Genomic DNA, 20,327 nt, shown 5'->3' with positions numbered 1-20,327 from the left:
GCCTGTTTGTTTTATGACTAGGCGGGTCGCAAGACTCCATCACCAGCATTCAAGAGGAGCCGCCGTGCTATCGCGCGGTGGCGTTGAACCGATATGGCGAAACGGGATTACTACGAAGTTCTGGGCGTTGCAAAGAACGCGAGCGACGACGAGATCAAGAAGGCTTATCGCAAGCTTGCGATGAAGTACCACCCCGACCGTAATCCGGACAACAAGGATGCGGAAGAGCATTTCAAAGAGGCGAAAGAAGCCTACGAAATGCTCTCGGATGGGCAAAAGCGCGCGGCGTATGACCAGTACGGTCATGCGGGCGTGGATCCCAACATGGCGGGTGCGGGCGGGCAAGGTTTTGGCGGCTTTGCCGATGCTTTCGGCGATATTTTCGGCGATATTTTCGGTCAGGCGGCCGGCGGTGGCGCGCGCGGTGGCCGTAGCGGTCCGCAGGTGTATCGCGGCGCGGATTTGCGCTACAGCATGGAAATCACGCTGGAGCAGGCTGCGCATGGCTATGACACGCAAATTCGCGTGCCGGGCTGGGTCTCGTGCGAGATTTGCCATGGCTCGGGCGCCAAGGCGGGCACCAAGGCGGAAACCTGTCCGACGTGTAATGGCGCAGGCGCGGTGCGCATGTCGCAGGGCTTTTTCAGCATTCAGCAGACCTGTCCCAAATGCCATGGCACGGGCAGCTATATTCCCGAGCCGTGCCCGAACTGCCATGGCGCGGGCAAGGTGAAAGAGACCAAAACGCTGGAAGTCAAAATCCCGGCGGGTATCGACGACGGCATGCGCATCCGCTCTGCAGGCAATGGCGAGCCGGGACTCAATGGCGGCCCGTCGGGTGACCTCTATGTCGAAATTCATATCAAGGCGCATTCGGTGTTCGAGCGTGACGGCGACGATTTGCATTGCCAGATGCCGATCCCCTTCACCACGGCCGCGTTGGGTGGCGAAATCGACGTGCCGACGCTGGCTGGCCGCGCCAGTTTCGTGGTGCCGGAAGGCACCCAGTCGGGCAAGACGTTCCGTTTGCGGGGCAAGGGTATCAAGGGCTTGCGTTCGAGCATCGCAGGCGATCTGTATGTTCATGTGCAGGTCGAAACGCCCGTCAAACTCACCGAGACCCAGCGCGATTTGCTCAAGCAATTCGAAAAATCGCTGACGGAAGGCGGTGCGCGCCATAGTCCGCAAAGCAAGGGTTGGTTCGACCGGGTGAAGAGTTTTTTCGATTAACCGGTAGGCGAAGCAGGCGGAATGGATGACGGTGGATGAGCGTGGCGCGGATGCGGATGCAGATACGGTATTCGCGTTGCTCGATGATTGCGAGGCGAGCGCAACGCAGCCATTGAGCCGTCTGTACACGGGGTTTGTGCATGAGCGGGTGTGCGCTGATGGGGTGCAACTCGACGCTGTGTGCGAGGCGCTCCTTGCCGATACCCGCCGTGGCTTGCACGCCGTGGTGCTGGCCGATTATGAATGGGGCCGTCAGCTTCAATTAACGCAGCGTGGGAATGCCACGCTGCGTTTTTTATTGTTTGAACGCTGTGACAGGTTAGGGCGGGAGGCTGTCGATGCCTGGCTGGCGCAGCGCGATGGCGTCACGCTGACACCTTCGGTGGCGGGCATTGCCGGGCTGCGTGCCAGCGTGACGCCCACGCAATTTGACGCGGCGATTCACTCGATCCACGCGGCTTTGAGTGCGGGCGATTCGTATCAGGTGAATTACACCTTCCGCCTCGCGTTCGACGTGTTTGGCACGCCTTGCGCGCTGTACCGGCGTCTGCGGGCGCGGCAGCCGGTGCGTTATGGCGCGCTGGTTGCACTGCCGGGCGATCAATGGGTGCTGTCGTGTTCGCCCGAACTGTTCATCGAGAAACACGCGGCCACGATACGGGCGCGCCCGATGAAAGGTACCGCGCCGCGTTCATCTGAGCCGCTAGCGGACCAGCGTGCCGCCGATTTTCTGGCGCACGACCCCAAAAATCGCGCCGAAAACGTGATGATCGTCGACTTGTTGCGTAATGACCTGGCGCGCGTCGCCGAGACCGGATCGGTGAAAGTGGCTGAGCTGTTTTCGATAGAGGCTTATGCCTCGGTGTGGCAGATGACTTCGACGGTCGAAGCGACCTTGCGCGCCACGGCTTCTTTTGCCGCGGTGTTACGCGCGCTTTTTCCGTGTGGCTCGATTACCGGCGCGCCGAAGCATCGCACCCTGCAACTGATCGACGCGCTGGAAACGACACCGCGCGGGCTCTACACCGGTACGCTCGGCTGGCTCGACGCGCCATCGGGCGCATCCGGGGGGCCGCGTGCGGGGACTTTTGCCTGTCGGTCGCCATTCGCACCTTGGCGCTGGGCGCGCCTGCGTCCAATGGTCTGCGCCCTGGAACCATGGGCGTGGGGGCGGGCATCGTGCTCGATAGCATCGCCGCCGACGAATACCAGGAGTGTCAATTGAAGGCTTCTTTTCTGACGGATGCCGACCCAGGTTTGGCGCTATTCGAGACGATGTACGCGACCCGCGAAGCGGGCGTGCGGCATGAGGCACGCCATCTCGCGCGTCTGGCGGGCAGTGCGGCATGGCTGAATTTTCCCTTCGATGAGGCTCAGGTGCGAGCGTGTCTGGACGCTACGCTTGCCCGCTTGCCGGAGCGCACGCCGCATCGTGTGCGGTTGGCGCTGGGCCGGCACGGGGCGCCTGAATGTGTGGCCGCACCGCTCGTGCCGTTGGCGGAGCTCACCGTGGGTGTGCTGTTCGCTCCGGATCATGGCTTTGCGTCCATGCAGGCCGCCGATGCGTTGTTGCGGCACAAGACGACGCGCCGAGCCGCCTACGATGACGCCTGGCGCATGGCCGAAACACACGGCGCCTTCGACATGCTGTTTTTCAATGAACGCGGCGAACTGACTGAAGGTGGGCGCTCGAATGTCTTCGTGCAACAGGGGGGCCGCTGGTGGACGCCGCCGCTTGCATCGGGCGTATTGCCGGGTGTGATGCGCGGTGTCTTGCTGGAAGATGCAACGCTGGATGCGCGGGAGCGTGTACTGACGCGTGACGATGTGTTGCATGCCGAGGCGCTGATGCTGTGCAACGCATTACGGGGTGCGTTGCCGGCATGTCTGGACGTCTCTCATGATCGATCAAATGAATCCGGTTTCGCCCATTCATAGATTTTTGGCGACAACCCCGCCATTTTTGATCATGACGTGTTCCGGTTCCCGACAGGCACGCGCGCAGACAGATCAAAACGGCTAACGCGCGGGCCGAACGTCATCACCATTCCCATACTTCCCATACGGGTTCAGATGCTTAAAACGTATGTTCGGGGCCGGGAAAAACGCCTTCCTTGACTTCACGCACGTAAGCCTCGATCGCGGCAAAAATATCGGCACGTCCCTGCATGAAGTCTTTCACGAAGCGTGGCCGCTTGCCCGGATAAATGCCCAGCATGTCGTGCAGCACCAGCACCTGGCCTGAGCAGTTGATGCCTGCGCCAATGCCGATAGTCGGGATGCGCAACTGCTGCGTGAGTTCGGCAGCGAGCAGCGTCGGGATGGCTTCGATCACCACCAGTTGCGCCCCCGCCGTTTCCAGCGCGAGCGCATCGCGCAGCAACTGGGCCGCGCCGGTTTCGGTCTTGCCTTGCACCTTGAAGCCGCCAAACGCATGCACCGATTGGGGTGTGAGCCCAATGTGCGCACACACTGGCACCGCCCGCTCGACGAGAAAGCGCACCGTATCCGCCAGCCATTCACCGCCTTCGAGCTTCACCATCTGCGCGCCCGCACGCATCAGTTCAACGGCGTTGGCAAAGGCCTCGGCGGGCGTGCCAAAGGTGCCGAATGGCATGTCCGCGACGATTAGCGCGGCGGGCCTGGCGCGTGCGACACAGGCCGTGTGATAGGCCACATCGGCTAGCGAGACCGGTAGCGTCGTGCTGTGGCCTTGCAACACATTGCCCAGCGAATCGCCGATCAGCAAAACGTCAACCGCCGCGCGATCGAGCAGCCCGGCGAAACTGGCGTCGTAACAGGTGAGCATGGCAATTTTTTCGCCTGCGTCGTGCATTACCTGGAGCTTCGGCACGGTAACGGCATGGCGGCTGGTGTCCTGCAAGTAACTCATGAATCAATCCGTGGAAAGAGAAAAAGCGGGATGCGGGGTGCGAGTGCTCACCTGCGTGAGCCCATCAATTACAGCGACGTACCCTTGACGAAGAACTCCTTGCGCCCGCGCATGGTTTCTATGCGCTCGGCGAGCAGTGCCAGGTCGGTGTCGGATTCGAGCGGATTCAGATGTTCGGCATTGACCGTCAAAACGGGGGTGTGATCGTAGTGATAGAAAAACGTGTTGTACGCCTCGCACAGGGCGCGCAGGTAGGCATCCGTGATTTGCAGTTCCAGCGCCCGTGCGCGCTTCTGGATGCGCGCGAACAGTACCTCGGGACTTGCCTGCAGATACACCACCAGATCAGGTGCTGGCGCTGGGGTCTCGATGCGGGTGGCGAGCGTGCGGTACAGCTGCCATTCGTCTTCGGTGAGCGTCAGACGGGCGAAGAGGCCGTTTTTTTGCGTCATGAAATCGGTGATCAACGGCTTGTCCGCGACGCAGGCCGCAGCGATGTCTTGCACCTGCTGCGCTCGCTGCAGGGCGAAATGCAATTGCACCGGCAGCGCGTAGCGCGCGGTATCGCGGTAAAAGCGCTCAAGAAACGGATTGTCTTCCGGGCGCTCGAACACGGTACGCATCGACCAGCGTTCGGCCAGCCGCTGCGCCAGCGAGGTCTTGCCGACACCAATTGGCCCTTCAATCGAGATATAGCGAAACGGAGGAGACGAAGACGGTGCGGTAACGGTCAGCGGTGGGGGGCTCATGAGCAGCTTTTTTCCCGGATAGGGGCGGATGGGCCCGTTTGTATGCTGGGCGTTGTGGGGCACTGGCAGGGTGGCGCGATCCGTTCGATGCGCTGGGTGGCGACGGCATCGAGCAGCGTTTGTGCGCGTCCGCGTTGCGGAATCGTGAGCGTTGCATCGATTTCAACCAGAGGCGCAAGCGCAAACGCGCGTTCGGCCAGACGGGGATGCGGCACGATCAGATCGGGTTCGTCGATGCAATGCTCGCCGTACAGCAGAATGTCGAGATCCAGCGTGCGAGGGGCATTGCGAAATGGCCGTTCCCGGCCAAAGTGATGTTCGATCTTGTGGCAGAGCGCCAGCAGGTGACGCACGGGCATGGCGGTTTCGAGCTTCACCACGCAGTTGAAGAAATCACCGCCACGGGCATCAACTGGCGCGGTGCGGTACAGGCTTGATTTGGCGAGTATGGTCAGCACGTGCTGCTGGGCAAGACACACTACTGCATCTTTCAGGGTCTGGCGCGCATCACCGAGATTCGCGCCGAGGCCGAGATAGGCAACCGTCATGGCATTACTTCCTGCAACTGGGGCGTTTGACGGCGGCAAGCCGCAAACCGTGTCAATCCTCGTGTGCACCGCCGTGGCCTGAATCCTGGCCGCTAGAGGAGCTGGTTTCCATCGTTTCGCTGGTTCTTCGGTTTCGGGCGTTGCTGCTGCGCCGCGACCTCTGCCGCCGGCGCGGCGCCTTGTCTCTTCCGCCCTGCGCTAACAGGGTTTCGCGTGCGCTGGCATCGCCGTTGATAAAGTCGGTCCACCATTGGCCGGTCGCTTCTTCGAGTTCGCCGGATTCGCAGCGTAACAGGAGGAAATCATACCCCGCTCTAAATCTTGGGTGTTCCAGCAGCTTTAAGGCACTGCGGCCCGAGCGTTTTTCGAGGCGTTGCTGTAAGCCCCATATTTCGCGCATGTCAGCCGAGAAGCGTTTATGGATCGCCAGTTTTTCGGTTTGCATGTCTAGCACATCATCCATCGCGCGATGTAGCGCTGGCACGGAGTGCTCGCCTTCGGCCTCGTATTGCTGCCAGCGTTGCTGCACGTCATGCCAGAGCAGCGTGGCGAAGAGAAACCCCGGCGATACCGTCTTGCCCGCACGCACTCGCTGGTCGGTGCTGGTGAGGGCCAGCGAAATAAATTTTTCGCCATGCGGCTGCTCCAGCACGACATCGAGCAACGGCAGCAGGCCGTGATGCAGGCCTTCCTTGCGCAGACGTTTCAGGCACGCCAGCGCATGGCCCGAGAGCAGCAGCTTGAGTATCTCGTCGAAGAGGCGCGCGGCGGGCACGTTGTTGATCAGATCGGCCATCTCGCTGATCGGCGCGCGCGTGCTGTCTTCAATCTCGAAGCCCAGCTTGGCCGCGAAGCGCACCACGCGCAGCATGCGCACCGGGTCCTCGCGGTAGCGTGTGGCCGGGTCGCCGATCATGCGCAAGAGCCGCGAGCGCATATCCGCCATACCGTTGTGGTAATCGAGCACAGTCTGCGTGGCGGGGTCGTAATACATCGCGTTGATCGTGAAGTCGCGCCGCGTGGCGTCTTCGTGCTGCTCGCCCCAGACGTTGTCGCGCAACACCCGGCCGCTGGCATCGACTGCATGTGTGCGGCGGTCCAGTTCGTCACGCTTGAGGCGTCGTGGCGGGGCGGCATCGGCGGCAGGTGGGTCGACCAGTGCGCGGAACGTCGAGGTTTCGATGATGTCCTGACCGAACTGCACGTGCACGATCTGGAAGCGTCGTCCGATGATGCGCGCACGGCGAAAAAGCTTTTGCACCTGATCGGGGGTGGCGTCGGTCGCCACATCGAAATCTTTCGGGGCAATGCCCAGCAGCAGATCGCGCACCGCGCCGCCCACGATGAAGGCCCGGTGCCCGGCTTGCTGCAGCCCGTCGGTTACGCGGATCGCATTGCGTGAAATGAGTGCGGGATCGATGCCATGAATTTCTGCCGTGATGATGGCGGGCCGGTTCGGGTCCCGGCTGTTTTTACTGTTCGCGCGTCCAGGTTTGCGCCGGGCTGGGGTGGCGCTCGTGGTGCCTGCCGGGCTGGCAGTGTGGCGGGTGTGCGCACTGGAAGTGGCTTCGGTGGGAGCGCTCGTCTGGCCGAACAGCTTGCGGATGAGTTTTTTGATCACGTGGGTTGGAAGAGTTCGAGGATGCGCCAGCCGTGTGCCTGCGCGTGAGCGCGAAGCGTTGCGTCCGGATTGGTCGCAACCGGGTCGGTGACTTTGGCGAGCAGGGGGATGTCGTTGTGTGAATCGCTATAGAAATAGCTGCGCGGAAAATCGGACCAGGTTTTGCCCAGCGAGGCAAGCCACGCCTCGGTGCGGATGATCTTGCCTTCCCGATAGCTTGGAATGCCGGCAGGACGGCCTGTATAGGCCGAATGGGGTGTGCCATCGACGGTTTCGGCTTCGCAGGCGATGAGCTGATCCATGCCAAAAGCGGTAGCAATCGGCGTGGTGACGAAGACATTGGTAGCGGTGACCATGCAACACAGGTCGCCCGCTTCGCGGTGCTGGCGCACGAGATCGAGCGCGGCGGGCCGCAGCACGGGCTGAATCACTTCCTGCATGTACTGGGCATGCCATTGGGCGAGCTGGTCACGTGAATAACGCGCGAGCGGCGTCAGCACAGTGGTCAGATAAGCCTGGATGTCGAGCTGGCCAGCCTGGTAATCGGCGTAAAAACGGTCGTTGTCGCGGGTGAAGCGTTCGCTGTCGACGAGACCGTGGCGGACCATGAAGCGGCCCCATTCGTGGTCGCTGTCAGTGGGGATCAGCGTGTGATCGAGGTCAAAGAGTGCAAGGTTAGTCATGGGGGCGCATTTTACTTGAAGCGGGTGAACCTGCGCTGGCCGTTGTGGCGAGCCCGGACGCGGCCTCGGGCGTGGCCAGCATCGTGCGTAGCAAGGGCAGGGTGACCGCGCGTTTTTGCTCGAGCGAGAAACGGTCGAGCGCGTCGAGCAGCGTCATCAGGCTGGGCATGTCGCGGCGGAAATGCGTGAGCAGATAAGCGGGCACGCCATCGTCGAGCGCGATACCCCGTTCATGCGCTGCGCGTTTGAGCACGGCAGCCTTGCTTTCGTCTGGCAATGGCGCGAGATGGAACACGAGGCCCCAGCCGAGCCGCGTGCGCAGGTCTTCACGCACGGCTAGCGCGAGTGGGGCGGCATTGCCTGCGGCGACGAGCGCACTGGCTGGATGGGTACGGACTTCGTTGAACAGGTTGAAAAGCGCGATTTGCTGGGCACTGGAGAGGCCATCGCAATCGTCGGCGGCATAGAGCGCGACACGCGCATCGAAGCTAAATGCCGAGAGACTGCTTTGAGGGCTGATGAAACGCGCGTGCCCGGGCGCGGCTTCATGCACCAGGGCCTGCAACAAATGCGTGCGGCCACTGCCGCTTTCACCCCACACATAGAACGTGCGGTCGGCAACGGGCCCCGCCGCGAGCGCGCCCTCCAGCGTGCGCAGGCGCGTGACCAGTTCCGGGTTGTTGCCGGTGAAAAAATTATCGAAAGTCGATGGCGGCGGAGTGCCGAGATCGAGCGTGAGCTGTCGAAGCACGATACCTGCCAGGTAGTTAAGTCGTGAAGGGGTCAAGAATACCGGGTTTGCTGCGGCAGTCAGTTTTTGTACAACGTGCTTTCCAGATAACTCTGGCGCAATTCGCGCAGCGCCACGGTGAGGATGGCGCTGGCCGGCAGCGCGATCAGCACGCCGAAAAAACCAAAGAGCTGGCCAAACGCAAGCAGCGCGAAGATCACGGCGAGCGGATGCAAACCGATGCGCTCGCCAACCAGACGCGGCGTCAGGAAAAAGCTTTCGAGAATTTGCCCGAAGCCGTACACCACGGCGACCGCGCCAAAGCCATACCAGTTGCCGAACTGTAGTAGCGCGGCGAGCAGCGCGAGCCCGAGGCCTGTCGCATAGCCAATGTAGGGAATAAACACCGCAAGCCCGGTGAAAATCCCCATGGGCAGGGCGATCTCGAACCCGGCGAGCGTCAGCGCAAGGGCGTAATACACCGCGAGCACCGCCATCACCAGCAACTGGCCGCGCAGGTATTGCGACAGCATTTGATCCATGTCGCGGGCCAGCTGCAGGGTTTTGTCGAGCCAGCGGCGCGGAATAAACCCCTGGGCGCGGGTGAGCATCCGGTTCCAGTCGTACAGCAGATAAAACAGCACGAGCGGTACCAGTACGAGATTGCCGATGAGCGTCATCATCACGTTGCCGCTGGTGCGAATCGAGGTCCAGGCGTAGGTGGCGATGGTCTGGGCGCTGCCTTCCATCTGCCCCATCACAAGATCGCGCAGGCTGGCGAAATCAAGTGAATTGGCCAGACCCATATAAGCCAGCTTGGGTTGCAGCCAGTCGCTGACATGGGTGAGCAGCGCAGGGACTTGCTGCTTGAGCTGCGGGCCTTCTTTCTGGATGACGGCGAGCACGAGCAACACCAGCATGGTCATGAGCAGGGTGAAGAGCAGCATCATCAGGAGTGCCGCAATACTGCGCGGCACGCGCCGGCGCACCATCCATGCCACGCCTGGCTGGAGGATATAGGCCAGGATGGCCCCGAGCAGGAAGGGAGTCAGCACGGGGCTGAGCAGCCACAACAGAAAGCCGATAGCGAGTGCGATAGCCAGCCAGATAAACGCGCGCCGCTGGTACGGCATCAGAACGGAATTATTCGGCTGCAAGGTATTCCCCTTGTTATGGTCTGAGTGGGCGAATCTGGGTGAGCGCTGATTGTGTAAATTACCGGGTTGTGGCTGGAGACCCGGCATCGGGTAAAATCGCATTTTACCGACCTTCCTGTGCGCTCCCCCTCATGAATCAACCAAAATCCGCTTCAGACGCCCAAGGTCTGTCGTATCGTGACGCTGGCGTCGATATCGACGCGGGCGATGCTCTTGTCGATGCGATCAAGCCATTTGCCAAAAAAACGTTGCGCGATGGCGTGCTAGGGGGCATTGGCGGGTTTGGCGCGCTGTTCGAGGTGCCGAAAAAATACCGCGAGCCGGTGCTGGTGTCCGGCACCGACGGGGTGGGCACCAAGTTGCGGCTGGCGTTTCAGCTCAACCGGCACGATACCGTGGGTCAGGATCTGGTGGCGATGAGTGTCAACGATATCCTGGTCCAGGGCGCCGAGCCGCTATTTTTCCTTGATTACTTCGCTTGCGGCAAGCTCGATGTTGGTACGGCGGCTACCGTCGTCAAAGGCATTGCGCAAGGCTGTGAGCTCGCGGGCTGTGCGCTGATCGGCGGCGAGACCGCCGAAATGCCGGGCATGTATCCGGACGGCGAATATGACCTCGCAGGCTTCGCGGTGGGCGCGGTCGAAAAAAGCAGGATCATCAACGGCAGCATGATTGCGCCGGGCGATGTGGTGCTGGGTCTCGCCTCGAGCGGCATTCATTCGAATGGTTTTTCGCTGGTGCGCAAGATCATCGAACGGGCGCAACCTGATCTCAACGCTGATTTCGATGGCCGCTCGCTGGCCGATGCGCTGATGGCGCCCACGCATATTTATGTCAAGCCGCTGCTTGCGCTGATGCAGCACATGAGCGTCAAGGGCATGGCGCACATCACGGGCGGCGGGCTGGTCGAAAACATTCCACGGGTGTTGCAAGAGGGGCTGACCGCTGAGCTCGATCATCGGGCGTGGCCTTTGCCGCCGCTCTTTGCGTGGCTGCAGCAGCATGGCGGCGTGGCCGATGCCGAGATGCACCGGGTGTTTAACTGCGGTATCGGCATGGCGGTGATCGTGTCGGCCGCCGATGCCGCTAGCGCGACGGGCTTGTTGTCTGCCGCAGGCGAGCAGGTTTGGCAGATCGGCGTGGTGCGCGAGCGCGGAGCGGGCGAGGCGCAAACCGTGGTGGTCTGAGCGGTTAAAGAGTTCAAGCCACGGACTACGGAGTCCAGAAGTTCAGTTACCGAAACCGGCGCTTTATGCGCCGGTTTTTTTATGGCTTCGAGCCCAGGACCAAACGGTTAACCGAGGATCCGGCGAGGATACGGCCCAGCGCCTGCACCGTGAGCGCGGTGGCGCGATCGTCGCAACAGTCGATGATTTCGCGCTCCGGTATGGAGCGCAGCCACGTGAGCTGGCGCTTGCATAACTGGCGCGTGGCAAAAATGCTTTTGTCGCGCATCGTGGCGAAATCCGTGATGCCATCCAGGTATTCCCAGGCTTGGCGGTAGCCCACGCAGCGGATCGACGGCAGGCCAGGATGCAGGTCGCCGCGCGCGCGCAAGCGCTCCACCTCCTCGATGAAACCGCCGGCCAGCATCGCGTCGAAGCGCCGTTCGATCCGCGCATGCAACACGCTGCGCTCGGAAGGCTCCAGCGCCAGCGGCACAAAGCGCCAGGGCAGTGCCTCAGTGGGAGCCGGGGCGGCTAGCAAGGCGGACATCGGCTGGCCGCTTAGCATGAAGACTTCGAGAGCACGCTGGATACGCTGCGCGTCGTTGGGCGCGAGGCGTGCGGCGGTGACCGGGTCAAGCGCGGCGAGCCTGGCGTGCAGCGCAGGCCAGCCCTCGCGGGCGGCATCGGCATCGAGTGCGGCACGGAGGTCGGGTGCGGCGGGGGGCAGGTCATTGAGCCCGTGCGTGAGCGCCCGGTAGTACAGCATCGTGCCGCCGACCAGCAGCGGCACCCGGCCTCGCGCGAGGATTTCACCGGTCAGGCGCAACGCGTTCGAGCGGAACTCGGCAGCTGAATAGGCCTTTGCCGGATCAATCATGTCGATCAGATGATGGGGCACCTGGGCGCGCTCTTGCCGTGTGGGCTTGGCGGTGCCGATGTCCATCTCGCGGTAGACCAGTGCCGAATCAATGCTGATGATTTCCACGGGCCAGTGCATGGCGCAGGCCAGCGCCGCCGCGGTTTTGCCGGAGGCGGTAGGGCCGAGCAGGCAGGCAACGGGAGGCAGCGGGCGCGAGGTCATCAAGGGCGTGGGGAGGGCGTGGGGCAATATGTTGCGTTGCGTTGCGTCTTGCCTTGCCCCGGGTTTCAGGTGATTCAGCGCTATTGGCCGCGCATGAACAGGCGATCGAGATCGGACAACGTGAGCTGATACCAGGTCGGACGCCCGTGATTGCACTGGTCGGCGCGCTCGGTGGTTTCCATCTGGCGCAGTAGCGCGTTCATTTCGTCGAGCGTCAGACGCCGGTTTGCCCGCACCGCGTGATGGCACGCCAGCGTGCCCAGCAGTTCGTGCTGATGTTCGGTGAGGACGCGTGAGCCGCCGTATGCGTGCAGATCCGCCAGGACCGCGCGGGCTAGCGCCTGCAAGTCGGCGTCCTTGAGTAAGGCCGGGACTGCGCGGATCGCCAGGCTTGTCGGCGACAAGACCGCCAGGTCGAAACCCAGCACGTCGAGCGCCGCGCGTTCTTCTTCTACGGTACCGATTTCGACCGGGTTGGCCGACATCGTCAGCGGTATCAGCAAGGGTTGGACGGCGAGCGTCCGGTCAGCCAGCGCGTGCTTGAACTGCTCGTACAGAATGCGTTCGTGTGCGGCATGCATATCGACGATCACCAGCCCCTGGGCATTTTGCGCAAGGACATAGACGCCGTGAATCTGTCCCAGCGCGAAGCCGAGCGGCTGCTCGTTGTCTGCTGCCGTTAGGGCATCGTGGGCTTCGAGCGTTGCTGTTGTGGCCGAGGTTGTCGGCGAGCTTGCGTCAGCGGCGCTGTCACGCCGGCCAAACAGCGTGTCGTAAAGCGCCAGCGGCTGGGCTACGGGCAGCGCGCCCTGGGTCATGCGCGCCTGGCGCTGCCAGGTGTTGCCGGAGGCGCCCGATGAACCTGGGCCGCCCCGCGCGCGCTCCGTGCCTCCCGCGCTCTTGACTAGCCACGGCAGCGTGGTGGCCGATAGCGGGGCGTTGAATGCCGCGCTCCGGGCGGCATCGGCCGAGGCGTTGGGCGGTGCGCTGAAACCCGACGGCGCTTCGAGATGCGCCGCGTGTCCGCCCGCCGTGGTCTCGGGCGAAGCACCCGCATGCCGCGCCAGCGCCCGCTGTACCGCGTGAAACACGAACTGGTGAACAGAGCGTGAATCACGGAAACGGACTTCCGTTTTCGACGGATGCACATTGACGTCGACGGCTTCGGGGGGCAAATCGAGAAACAGCACATAGGACGGGTAACGCTCACCATGCAGCACGTCTTCGTAGGCGGCGCGGGCGGCGTGGGTCAGCAGCTTGTCGCGGACAAAGCGTCCGTTGACATAAAAATATTGCTGGTCCGCCCGGCCCCGGCTGGCTGTCGGTAGCCCGGCGCAGCCATAAACGGCGAGCGGCCCGGCGCTTTCGTCGAAGGGCAGGTGAGCCGTGGCGAAGGTCTCACCGAGGATCTTCGCAATCCGGGTGGCGGGATCGCTGGCATTCCAGTGTTCGACGGCGCGCCCGTTATGCAGGACCGAGATCGCCACCTCAGGGCATGCCAGCGCCGCGCGGCGAATCACTTCAAGACAATGGCCCAGTTCGGTTTGTTCGCTTTTCAGAAACTTGCGCCGCGCCGGCGTATTGAAATAGAGCTCGCGGACTTCAATCGTTGTGCCCTGGCTACCCGCCGCGGGGCTCAGCACACCGGTTTGCGCATCAATACGCGTGGCGTGCGCGGCCTGGGGCGTGCGGCTGGTGATCTGCACTTCGGCCACCGAGGCGATTGACGCCAGCGCTTCACCGCGAAACCCCAGCGTTGCCACCGCTTCGAGTTCCGCCAGCGAGCGGATCTTGCTGGTGGCATGGCGCATCAGCGCAAGCGGGAGTTCGTTTTCTGCAATGCCGTGGCCGTCGTCGGTGATCGAGATGCGTTTGACGCCGCCTGCATCCAGCACGATGCGCAAGCTGGTCGCGCCCGCATCGAGCGCATTTTCCAGCAGTTCCTTGACCACCGAGGCGGGCCGCTCGACCACCTCGCCGGCTGCGATCTGGCTGATTAACTGATCAGGGAGCGGCTGGATGGAGCGTATGGGCAGGGGCGTGGCAGCGGCGGGTGTCTGGGGCGCTGGCGTGGCGGTATCGGGGAGATCGGTGGATTCGGACATGGCGAAATTATAGCGATTCGCTTTGCCTGTCTGGACGCGTGCGGCGCAAATGACGTTATTCGCCCCGCACGCAAAGAAGGAACGGTTGGCAGCGCAAATACTTTCGGTATCATGACGCGGCCGGTTTTTTGCGGGTTTCAGGCTCGCGCGGCGGTCGTGCATTGACCGGCCCCTGTTTCCTTTCCTCAAGCCTAAAAAGGACGCTCCTTGGACACGCTTTTGCAGTTCGCCAACCTTGTCTTGCACATTGATAAATCTCTCGGTGTATTTATCCAGCAGTACGGCGCCTGGGTGTATGTGGTGCTGTTCCTGATTGTGTTTTGTGAAACCGGGCTGGTGGTCTTCCCGTTCTTGCCGGGGGATTCGCTGCTGTTTATTGGCGGAGCGTTTTGCGCGACCGGCGATATGGACCCGGGTTTGCTGATGTTGCTGCTGGTCATTGCCGCCGTGACGGGCAATACCGTCAATTACATGGTGGGCAAGGCCGTAGGGCCCAAGGTGTTTAACACTCATATTCCGTTCATTGAACGTTTTCTTGACCGCGCCGCATTACAGAAAACGCACCAGTTCTATGAGAAGCATGGCGGCAAGACGATCGTTCTCGCCCGGTTCATTCCCGTGGTGCGCACGTTTGCACCGTTTGTCGCAGGTGCCTCGCAAATGAGCGTGCGCCGCTTCCAGTTCTTTAATCTCGCGGGCGGCTTGTTCTGGGTATTGCTGCTCGTGCTGCTGGGCTACTTCTTCGGCAATATTCCGTTTATTCGCCAGTATCTGAATGTGATCGTGCTAGTCGGTATCGGCGCGGCGGTTGTGCCGCTGGTCCTCGGGGCGCTGTGGAAGATGCTGCGCAAACGTCAGGCCCCCCAGAGCCGCCAGGACATCCAGTGAACGGGTAACGCTCATGCGCTTCCTGCACACGGCTGACTGGCAGATCGGCACGCAATTCGGCGGGTTTTCGGCAGAAGAGGCCGTGCATCTCACCGAAGCCCGTTTCGATACTGTGCGCGAAATCGCCAGGCTGGCGACGCAACGCCAGGTCGATGCCGTCCTTGTCGCGGGGGATGTGTTCGATCAGCAAACGGTCAGCAATACCGTGATCCGCAAGCTGTTTGGCGCGCTGGACGCCTTCGCGGGCCCGTGGTTTTTTCTGCCGGGTAATCATGACGCTGCGCTGACCGAATCCGTCTGGAAGCGTGCCCAGCGGCTCAACTGTATTCCGCCGCAAGCCCGTGTCGTGCTGGAGCCTGGCGTGATCCTGGTGGATGCGCTGGCGTTGGCGCTGGTGTGCGCGCCGCTGACGCAACGTAATACCTATGACGACACCACGTCGTTCTTCGATCACGCCGAGTCCCCGCCCGGTTATTTTCGCGTGGGGCTGGCGCATGGCAGCGTGACGGGCGTGCTGCCCGCGTCGATTGATTCCGCCAACCCCATTGCCGCCGATCGGGCCGCGCGCGCGAGGCTCGACTATCTGGCGCTGGGTGACTGGCACGGCGTCAAGATGATCGACGCACGCACCTGGTATTCCGGCACGCCTGAACCCGACCGCTTTCGCAATAACCAGCCAGGTTGTGTCCTCGATGTCACGCTGCGCGCGCCAGGCGAGCCAGCCAAAGTCGAACCATTTCGGGTTGGGCAATACACATGGCACGACAGGAGCGCCACGCTAACGGTGGCCTCCGATCTCGATGAGCTGAAAAAGACGCTCGCCAGCCTGACGCGCCGGGATGTCCTGAAGCTGCGAATCGACGGCGCTGCAACTTTGACGGAAGCCGAGGCGTTGCAGCACTTGCTGGAAGCCACCGGGGCACAGGTGCGCGCCTTGCGTGCCGATAGCCACGCGCTTCAGGTGTTGCCCACGGCTGACGAGTTGTCGACGCTCGGTGCGCAAGGCGGTTATCTGGCCGCCGTGGTCAGCCGCTTGCGCTCGCTCCAGGACGACCCGCTCGCCAGCCGCACCGCCACCGATGCGCTCATGCTGCTGGCGCAGTTTCAGCGTGATGCAAGGGCGGCGGGATGAGCCTGGTTCTGCGCAAAATCAGCATCCGCGAATTTAAACAGTTCGATGGCGAGTTCATCGTTGATTCGCTTCAGCCTGGTTTGAACCTGTTCACAGGGCAAAACGAAGCGGGCAAAAGCACGTTTGCCGATGCTATCCGCACGTGTTTTCTTGAGCGCTATAAAAGCAAAACGCTCGATATCTTGCCGCACGACCGGCCTTACGCAGCGCCTCGCATCGACATCGAATTTGCCATCGAGGGCCAGACGATGGCCTTGAGCAAACAGTTCGTGAAGACCCCGCGTTGCGAATTACGCATGGGTGCGCTGACGCTAAGTGGCGACGAAGCCGAAGAGCGTTTGGCCGAAATACTTGGCTTTGGCCGGCAAAAGCGCGGGGCACTGGGCTCGGAACACGCGGGTATTCCGGGCCTGTTATGGGTGAGACAGGGCGATGCCGACAAGATTGGCGAAAGCTCAGGGCATGCGGCGGGCTATCTGCGCGAAGCCGTCGCCCAGCTTTCGGGCAGCCATCTGTCGAGAGGCGAAGACACGCTGATCGCCGCCGTGGAGGCGGAACTCTTCAAGCTCGTCACCGAAAAGCGGAGGCAGCCCGCGAACCAGTTGCTGGAGGCGAACAACGCGCTGGCCGAACTGGAAGCGCAGCGCGAGACGCTGGCGAGCCAATGGCGCGATTTCGAAGCCCAACTGGCGATGCTCACAAGCCAGCAAGCGGCTTACGATGAAACCGAACGCAAGAAGCCGTGGGACGCGCTGGAAGCGCAGGCTAACGAGGCCCAGGCGCGCGCCGATGCCGCTGCACAGTTGCAGGCCAAACTTGGACAGGCCGAGCAGGCCTGGAAACATGCCGAACTCGAACTCAGCGTTTTGCTGCAAAAAGAAAATGGAGCGGCTCAGAGCGAGAGCACGCTTGCGCGGCTCAAGCAGCAGTTGCATGAGGCCATGGCAACGCTGGAAGAGGCTGATCGGGCGTATCAGCAGACGAGCGCGGCACTACTCCAGGCAAGCGCTAGCCAGCAGGCCGCCAGCCAGGCGCTGGAGCGGGCGAACCTCGCCGCCAATGCCGCCGAGCTGCGCAACAACATTGCGCTGCACCAGGCCGAGACACAGCGGCTGGCCGCTGCGATGGCCCAGGCTGAAACCGCGAATGCCAATGTGCTGGCCACCGAACGCGAACTGGCCCGGGTCGAAATCGATTCAGACAAGCTCAAACGTTTGAAGGGTGTTGTCGATGACTTGTGGCAGTTGCGGGCGAAAAAGGACGCGGCGCAGGCGCGCATCGAATACCGTCTGAGTCAGGCCGTTGCGATGAACGGCGTTGAGCTGAACGGCAGCGGCAGCCTGGCGCTCGACAGTGAAAAACACTTTGCTTTACCTGGCTTGGGCGAGGTGATATTCAAACCCGGCAACGCTAGCCTGCCAGAAGTTTTTGCCGCGCTGGAAGCGCGCGAAGCCGAGCAGCGCCAGTTATTGCAGGCGCTGTCGATCAACACCTACGCCGATGGCGAAGCCCGCGACGAAGCGATGAAGCGGTTGCGCGCGCAACGGGCGGCGCAAAAGGAATTGTTGACCTCGTATGCGCCGGAGGGTCTCGAAGACCTGCGCATGCGACAAGCCCAGGCCATCACGGGGGTACAAGAGGCCCAACGAAGGCTTGAAGCGCTACCCGATACCACTGGCGCGCTTGATGGCGGCACGGCCAAACACGCCGCGGAAACGGCACTGGCACGGCTCAATGAGATTCGTCTGGCCCAGACGGCGGCGGCTGAGAAGCGCTCATCAGGCAGAGCGACAGCGGAGTCGCTCAGGGAGACGCTCACTACCCATGAAGCGCGTCTGGCCGATCCGGCTTTTATCGCCGAACGTGCCGCCACGTTGAGCGCGATACTCGAAAAACAGGCCGTACTAAGCGCATTGGAGCAACAGATCAGGACGGTCCGCGCGGAAGCCGAGGCGGCCCGCGCCGACGATTGGCTGGCAGAGGCGCAGCGCTTGCGCAAGTCGATAGCGCTGGCGCGCGAAGAGCACCAGGAGCGCGCTCATCATCTGATCAAGTTGCGCGTCCGGCTGGAAACCGTTGGGGCTTCCGGGCTGGGAGAACAACTCGCCGTGGCCGAGGCGAGCCTCGAACAGGCCATGCGCCGCAAGCAGGAACTTCAGGCGAAGGCGGATGCGCTGAGTTTGCTCGAGCGCTTGCTGAACGAGGAGCGCGCCGCTTCGGTGCGAGCGTTGCATGCCCCGCTGATGCAACGTCTTGAGCACTATTTGAGGTTTGTTTTTCCACAGGCGCGCTTGTCGCTGAGCGACGATCTGGGGCCTGTCGCGCTAACCCGCGATGAACGCAGCCACAGGCTAGAGGCATTGAGTGGCGGAACCCGTGAACAGATCGGTGTGCTGGCCCGCCTGGCTTATGCCGACATGCTGGGCGACTCGGGGCGGCCAACGCTTTTGCTGTTCGACGACATCACGGTGAACTCGGATAACACGCGGCTGGCCGGAATCAAACGCGCGATTCTGGATGCCGCTAACCGGCACCAGATTTTGCTGATGACGCATGAAGCGCTTTAACCGGCAAATTCATGAGGATCGCAAGGCGAAAGAACAGACGCTGGCAAAAAAACTGGCCAACGAAAGCGGCGGCAAGTACACCGAGCAGGACATCGAAAACCAGATGGCGCGGATGGACCTGACGGTGAATGGCCAGACTGAGCCGGGAGGTGTTCGGGTGGCCACCGGCGCCCAGCCGCAGGATGGAACCGGGTGGCAGTCCTATGGCGTGAACAAGGCTGGGCAGCAGGTCTGGGCCCAGAGCCTGGGGCCGGGCGATCCTGATGTGCAGGCGTATATCGCTAAAGGCGCACAGGGTAGCGGGCTGTCATACCAGCCAACGACCACTGGCTCGAATCCGGGCTTGATCCGCGCCCCGGACTTTGTGAACTTCCAGGTCGATTACTTTGTGGGCAGTGCGTGGGGGACGTTTACGCGGGATGGGAATGCGTTCTTTGGTTATGGCGTGAATATGGGTATTCCCAATGCTGTTGGTGCTGGGGTCGGAATTTCTGCTGGGTATCTTAATACTGGCCATGTGAAGCCAGGTCAGACAAACGACTTTGCGGGGGGATATGCCGGAGGCGGATCAGCGTTATACAGCGGCTTTGGCGGTGGCGTCATGGTGTCACCGGGCAATGGCACTGCAACAGTTATTGGTATTGGTAGTGGTGTGAATGTTGGAAAAACTAACAACCCTGCATCTGTTGGTTGGGGTTTCTCGAAAGATCAGGGAAAAACAGGAGTCAGGTGGTAACTATGGGACCTTCGATAACGACAGTACCCAAGACACGTATACAGAAGATCCTCTGGTGGTGCTGCTTCGCCGCGATGATGGGTTTCATCGTGTACGTGCTTATTAAAAACATCTTCTTTAGCTAATGCAGGCCACGGTACCCCCAGCGCAAAGGCTGGGGGTACCGTTCATTTGCCTTTGCGCCTGGCACGCCGTTGCAGCATGTCCACAGCTTCAGCCGGGTTCATGTAGTGGCCCGCGATGCGGTAGTCATGATCAGGCGAGATAGAGATGCATCCGCCGCGATGATCGGCGCAGAACAAAACCTGCTGCCCAGGCATAAAGCCCAGCCGTTCGAGCAGATCATCGGCGATCTGCATCCATGGAAAGGCGGCCCGTTTGCCGTGTTCTCCCGTGTGGCGCGCAGCAGGTGCCTGCTCAAGCGCAACAGAAAGACAGGTGACGTGTTCCTTGCGTGTACGACGTGGTTTAAGATCGGCATCAGCCATGGCGAGCTCCTGTGTTGAGCTGGTTGTGGTCAGCGGGCGGTGAGTGTTAGCGCACTCATCGCCCGCGCTTCGTTTACGTCAGGAAAACTGCCCTACTGCCGGGTCTGGGCCAGCACGGTATCGAGCATTTGTGAGACGAACTGCTGCCGGGCCTTGGGCAAATGCTCAATCGCCTCGATCTGCTGGCGCAGGCGTGAGGTCGGCCCGCGCCTGCCTGCCCGCCGTGCCACCTGGGTGCCCATCAGTTCATCCATTGAAAGGGTGAGCAACTGCGCCAGGGCTGGCAGCATGGAAGCAGGCAGGCGGGCACGGGCGACCTCGTAATGGGCCAGCGTCTGCTGCGGGATGCCCAACTGTTCAGCCAGTTGCTGCTGCGTCAGGCCATGCTCTTTCCTGGCCTGTGCGATGCGGGAGCCCAGCGCCCTAAAAAATTCTTCGTCTCTGGCATTCATGGCATGGGTGAGTAGTGGAAACCGAGCCATGAAGATACCCCTGAGTTGATGTAACGCACTTGACTCTACTCATTTTATGAGTAGTATGCAACTGAGTT

Annotated in this window: 17 protein-coding genes and 1 pseudogene; 7 read left to right on the top strand and 11 right to left on the bottom strand. The window is 61.8% G+C overall.

Annotated elements, in window-relative coordinates; all coding sequences use genetic code 11:
• Window positions 1-93: 93 nt before the first annotated feature.
• Entirely contained in the window at window positions 94-1,230 is a 1,137-nt protein-coding gene (gene dnaJ, locus GH657_RS12865) for a molecular chaperone DnaJ (protein WP_153101271.1), read from the top strand.
• 25 nt (window positions 1,231-1,255) lie between these two features.
• A pseudogene (locus GH657_RS12860) lies at window positions 1,256-3,168 on the top strand (chorismate-binding protein).
• A 139-nt stretch (window positions 3,169-3,307) separates the two neighbouring features.
• Here the strand turns inward: GH657_RS12860 and panB are convergent.
• From panB to GH657_RS12825, 7 genes are all read right to left on the bottom strand, one after another.
• Window positions 3,308-4,123, bottom strand: coding sequence for a 3-methyl-2-oxobutanoate hydroxymethyltransferase (gene panB, locus GH657_RS12855; protein WP_153101270.1), 816 nt, complete (start codon window positions 4,121-4,123; stop codon window positions 3,308-3,310).
• A gap of 68 nt (window positions 4,124-4,191) precedes the next feature.
• A complete protein-coding gene (locus tag GH657_RS12850; protein ID WP_153101269.1) occupies window positions 4,192-4,872 on the bottom strand; it encodes a deoxynucleoside kinase in 681 nt (226 codons plus the stop codon).
• Window positions 4,869-5,420, bottom strand: a complete 552-nt coding sequence (gene folK, locus GH657_RS12845; protein ID WP_153101268.1) for a 2-amino-4-hydroxy-6-hydroxymethyldihydropteridine diphosphokinase — start codon at window positions 5,418-5,420, stop codon at window positions 4,869-4,871. The genes GH657_RS12850 and folK overlap by 4 nt, the downstream gene beginning before the upstream one ends.
• Window positions 5,421-5,472: 52 nt before the next feature.
• Window positions 5,473-7,041, bottom strand: coding sequence for a polynucleotide adenylyltransferase PcnB (pcnB, locus tag GH657_RS12840; RefSeq protein WP_153101267.1), 1,569 nt, complete (start codon window positions 7,039-7,041; stop codon window positions 5,473-5,475).
• Entirely contained in the window at window positions 7,038-7,724 is a 687-nt protein-coding gene (locus GH657_RS12835) for a histidinol-phosphatase (RefSeq protein WP_153101266.1), read from the bottom strand. Before GH657_RS12835 ends, pcnB begins: the two co-directional genes overlap by 4 nt.
• A complete protein-coding gene (gene hda / locus GH657_RS12830; RefSeq protein WP_153101753.1) occupies window positions 7,717-8,475 on the bottom strand; it encodes a DnaA regulatory inactivator Hda in 759 nt (252 codons plus the stop codon). Before hda ends, GH657_RS12835 begins: the two co-directional genes overlap by 8 nt.
• A 59-nt stretch (window positions 8,476-8,534) precedes the next feature.
• Entirely contained in the window at window positions 8,535-9,611 is a 1,077-nt protein-coding gene (locus GH657_RS12825; protein WP_153101265.1) for an AI-2E family transporter, read from the bottom strand.
• Between the two features lie 131 nt (window positions 9,612-9,742).
• On the opposite strand from GH657_RS12825, the gene purM reads away from it, so the two are divergent.
• Entirely contained in the window at window positions 9,743-10,798 is a 1,056-nt protein-coding gene (gene purM, locus GH657_RS12820; protein ID WP_153101264.1) for a phosphoribosylformylglycinamidine cyclo-ligase, read from the top strand.
• A gap of 79 nt (window positions 10,799-10,877) precedes the next feature.
• Here purM and miaA read toward each other — a convergent pair whose 3' ends face one another.
• Window positions 10,878-11,861 carry a tRNA (adenosine(37)-N6)-dimethylallyltransferase MiaA gene (miaA, locus tag GH657_RS12815; protein WP_153101752.1) on the bottom strand — a complete coding sequence of 328 codons (984 nt, stop codon included), beginning with the start codon at window positions 11,859-11,861 and terminating at the stop codon, window positions 10,878-10,880.
• A gap of 80 nt (window positions 11,862-11,941) precedes the next feature.
• A complete protein-coding gene (mutL, locus tag GH657_RS12810) occupies window positions 11,942-13,966 on the bottom strand; it encodes a DNA mismatch repair endonuclease MutL (protein ID WP_153101263.1) in 2,025 nt (674 codons plus the stop codon).
• Window positions 13,967-14,173: 207 nt separating this feature from the next.
• Between mutL and GH657_RS12805 the strand changes: the two genes are divergently transcribed.
• The 4 genes from GH657_RS12805 to GH657_RS12790 are packed head-to-tail and all read left to right on the top strand — an operon-like array spanning window position 14,174 to window position 19,289.
• On the top strand, window positions 14,174-14,854 hold the full coding sequence (locus GH657_RS12805) for a VTT domain-containing protein (protein ID WP_153101262.1): 681 nt from the start codon (window positions 14,174-14,176) through the stop codon (window positions 14,852-14,854).
• Between the two features lie 13 nt (window positions 14,855-14,867).
• Window positions 14,868-15,986 (top strand): metallophosphoesterase family protein, encoded by a 1,119-nt coding sequence (locus GH657_RS12800; protein ID WP_153101261.1) that lies wholly within the window; start codon window positions 14,868-14,870, stop codon window positions 15,984-15,986.
• Window positions 15,983-18,553, top strand: coding sequence for an AAA family ATPase (locus tag GH657_RS12795; RefSeq protein ID WP_153101260.1), 2,571 nt, complete (start codon window positions 15,983-15,985; stop codon window positions 18,551-18,553). The genes GH657_RS12800 and GH657_RS12795 overlap by 4 nt, the downstream gene beginning before the upstream one ends.
• Window positions 18,540-19,289, top strand: coding sequence for a hypothetical protein (locus GH657_RS12790; protein WP_174769947.1), 750 nt, complete (start codon window positions 18,540-18,542; stop codon window positions 19,287-19,289). The genes GH657_RS12795 and GH657_RS12790 overlap by 14 nt, the downstream gene beginning before the upstream one ends.
• A 167-nt stretch (window positions 19,290-19,456) precedes the next feature.
• Here GH657_RS12790 and GH657_RS12785 read toward each other — a convergent pair whose 3' ends face one another.
• The gene (locus GH657_RS12785; RefSeq protein WP_153101259.1) at window positions 19,457-19,777 is read right to left on the bottom strand and encodes a hypothetical protein; all 321 of its coding nucleotides are present in this window, start codon (window positions 19,775-19,777) and stop codon (window positions 19,457-19,459) included.
• Between the two features lie 92 nt (window positions 19,778-19,869).
• Window positions 19,870-20,259, bottom strand: a complete 390-nt coding sequence (locus GH657_RS12780) for a helix-turn-helix domain-containing protein (RefSeq protein ID WP_153100230.1) — start codon at window positions 20,257-20,259, stop codon at window positions 19,870-19,872.
• Between the last annotated feature and the right edge of the window lie 68 nt (window positions 20,260-20,327).

It is taken from the genome of Paraburkholderia hayleyella, from assembly GCF_009455685.1.
In the GTDB taxonomy this organism is placed as follows: domain Bacteria; phylum Pseudomonadota; class Gammaproteobacteria; order Burkholderiales; family Burkholderiaceae; genus Paraburkholderia; species Paraburkholderia hayleyella.
The sequence above is the reverse complement of the archived record's forward strand: the minus strand, read 5'-3'. Positions and strand labels throughout refer to the sequence as shown.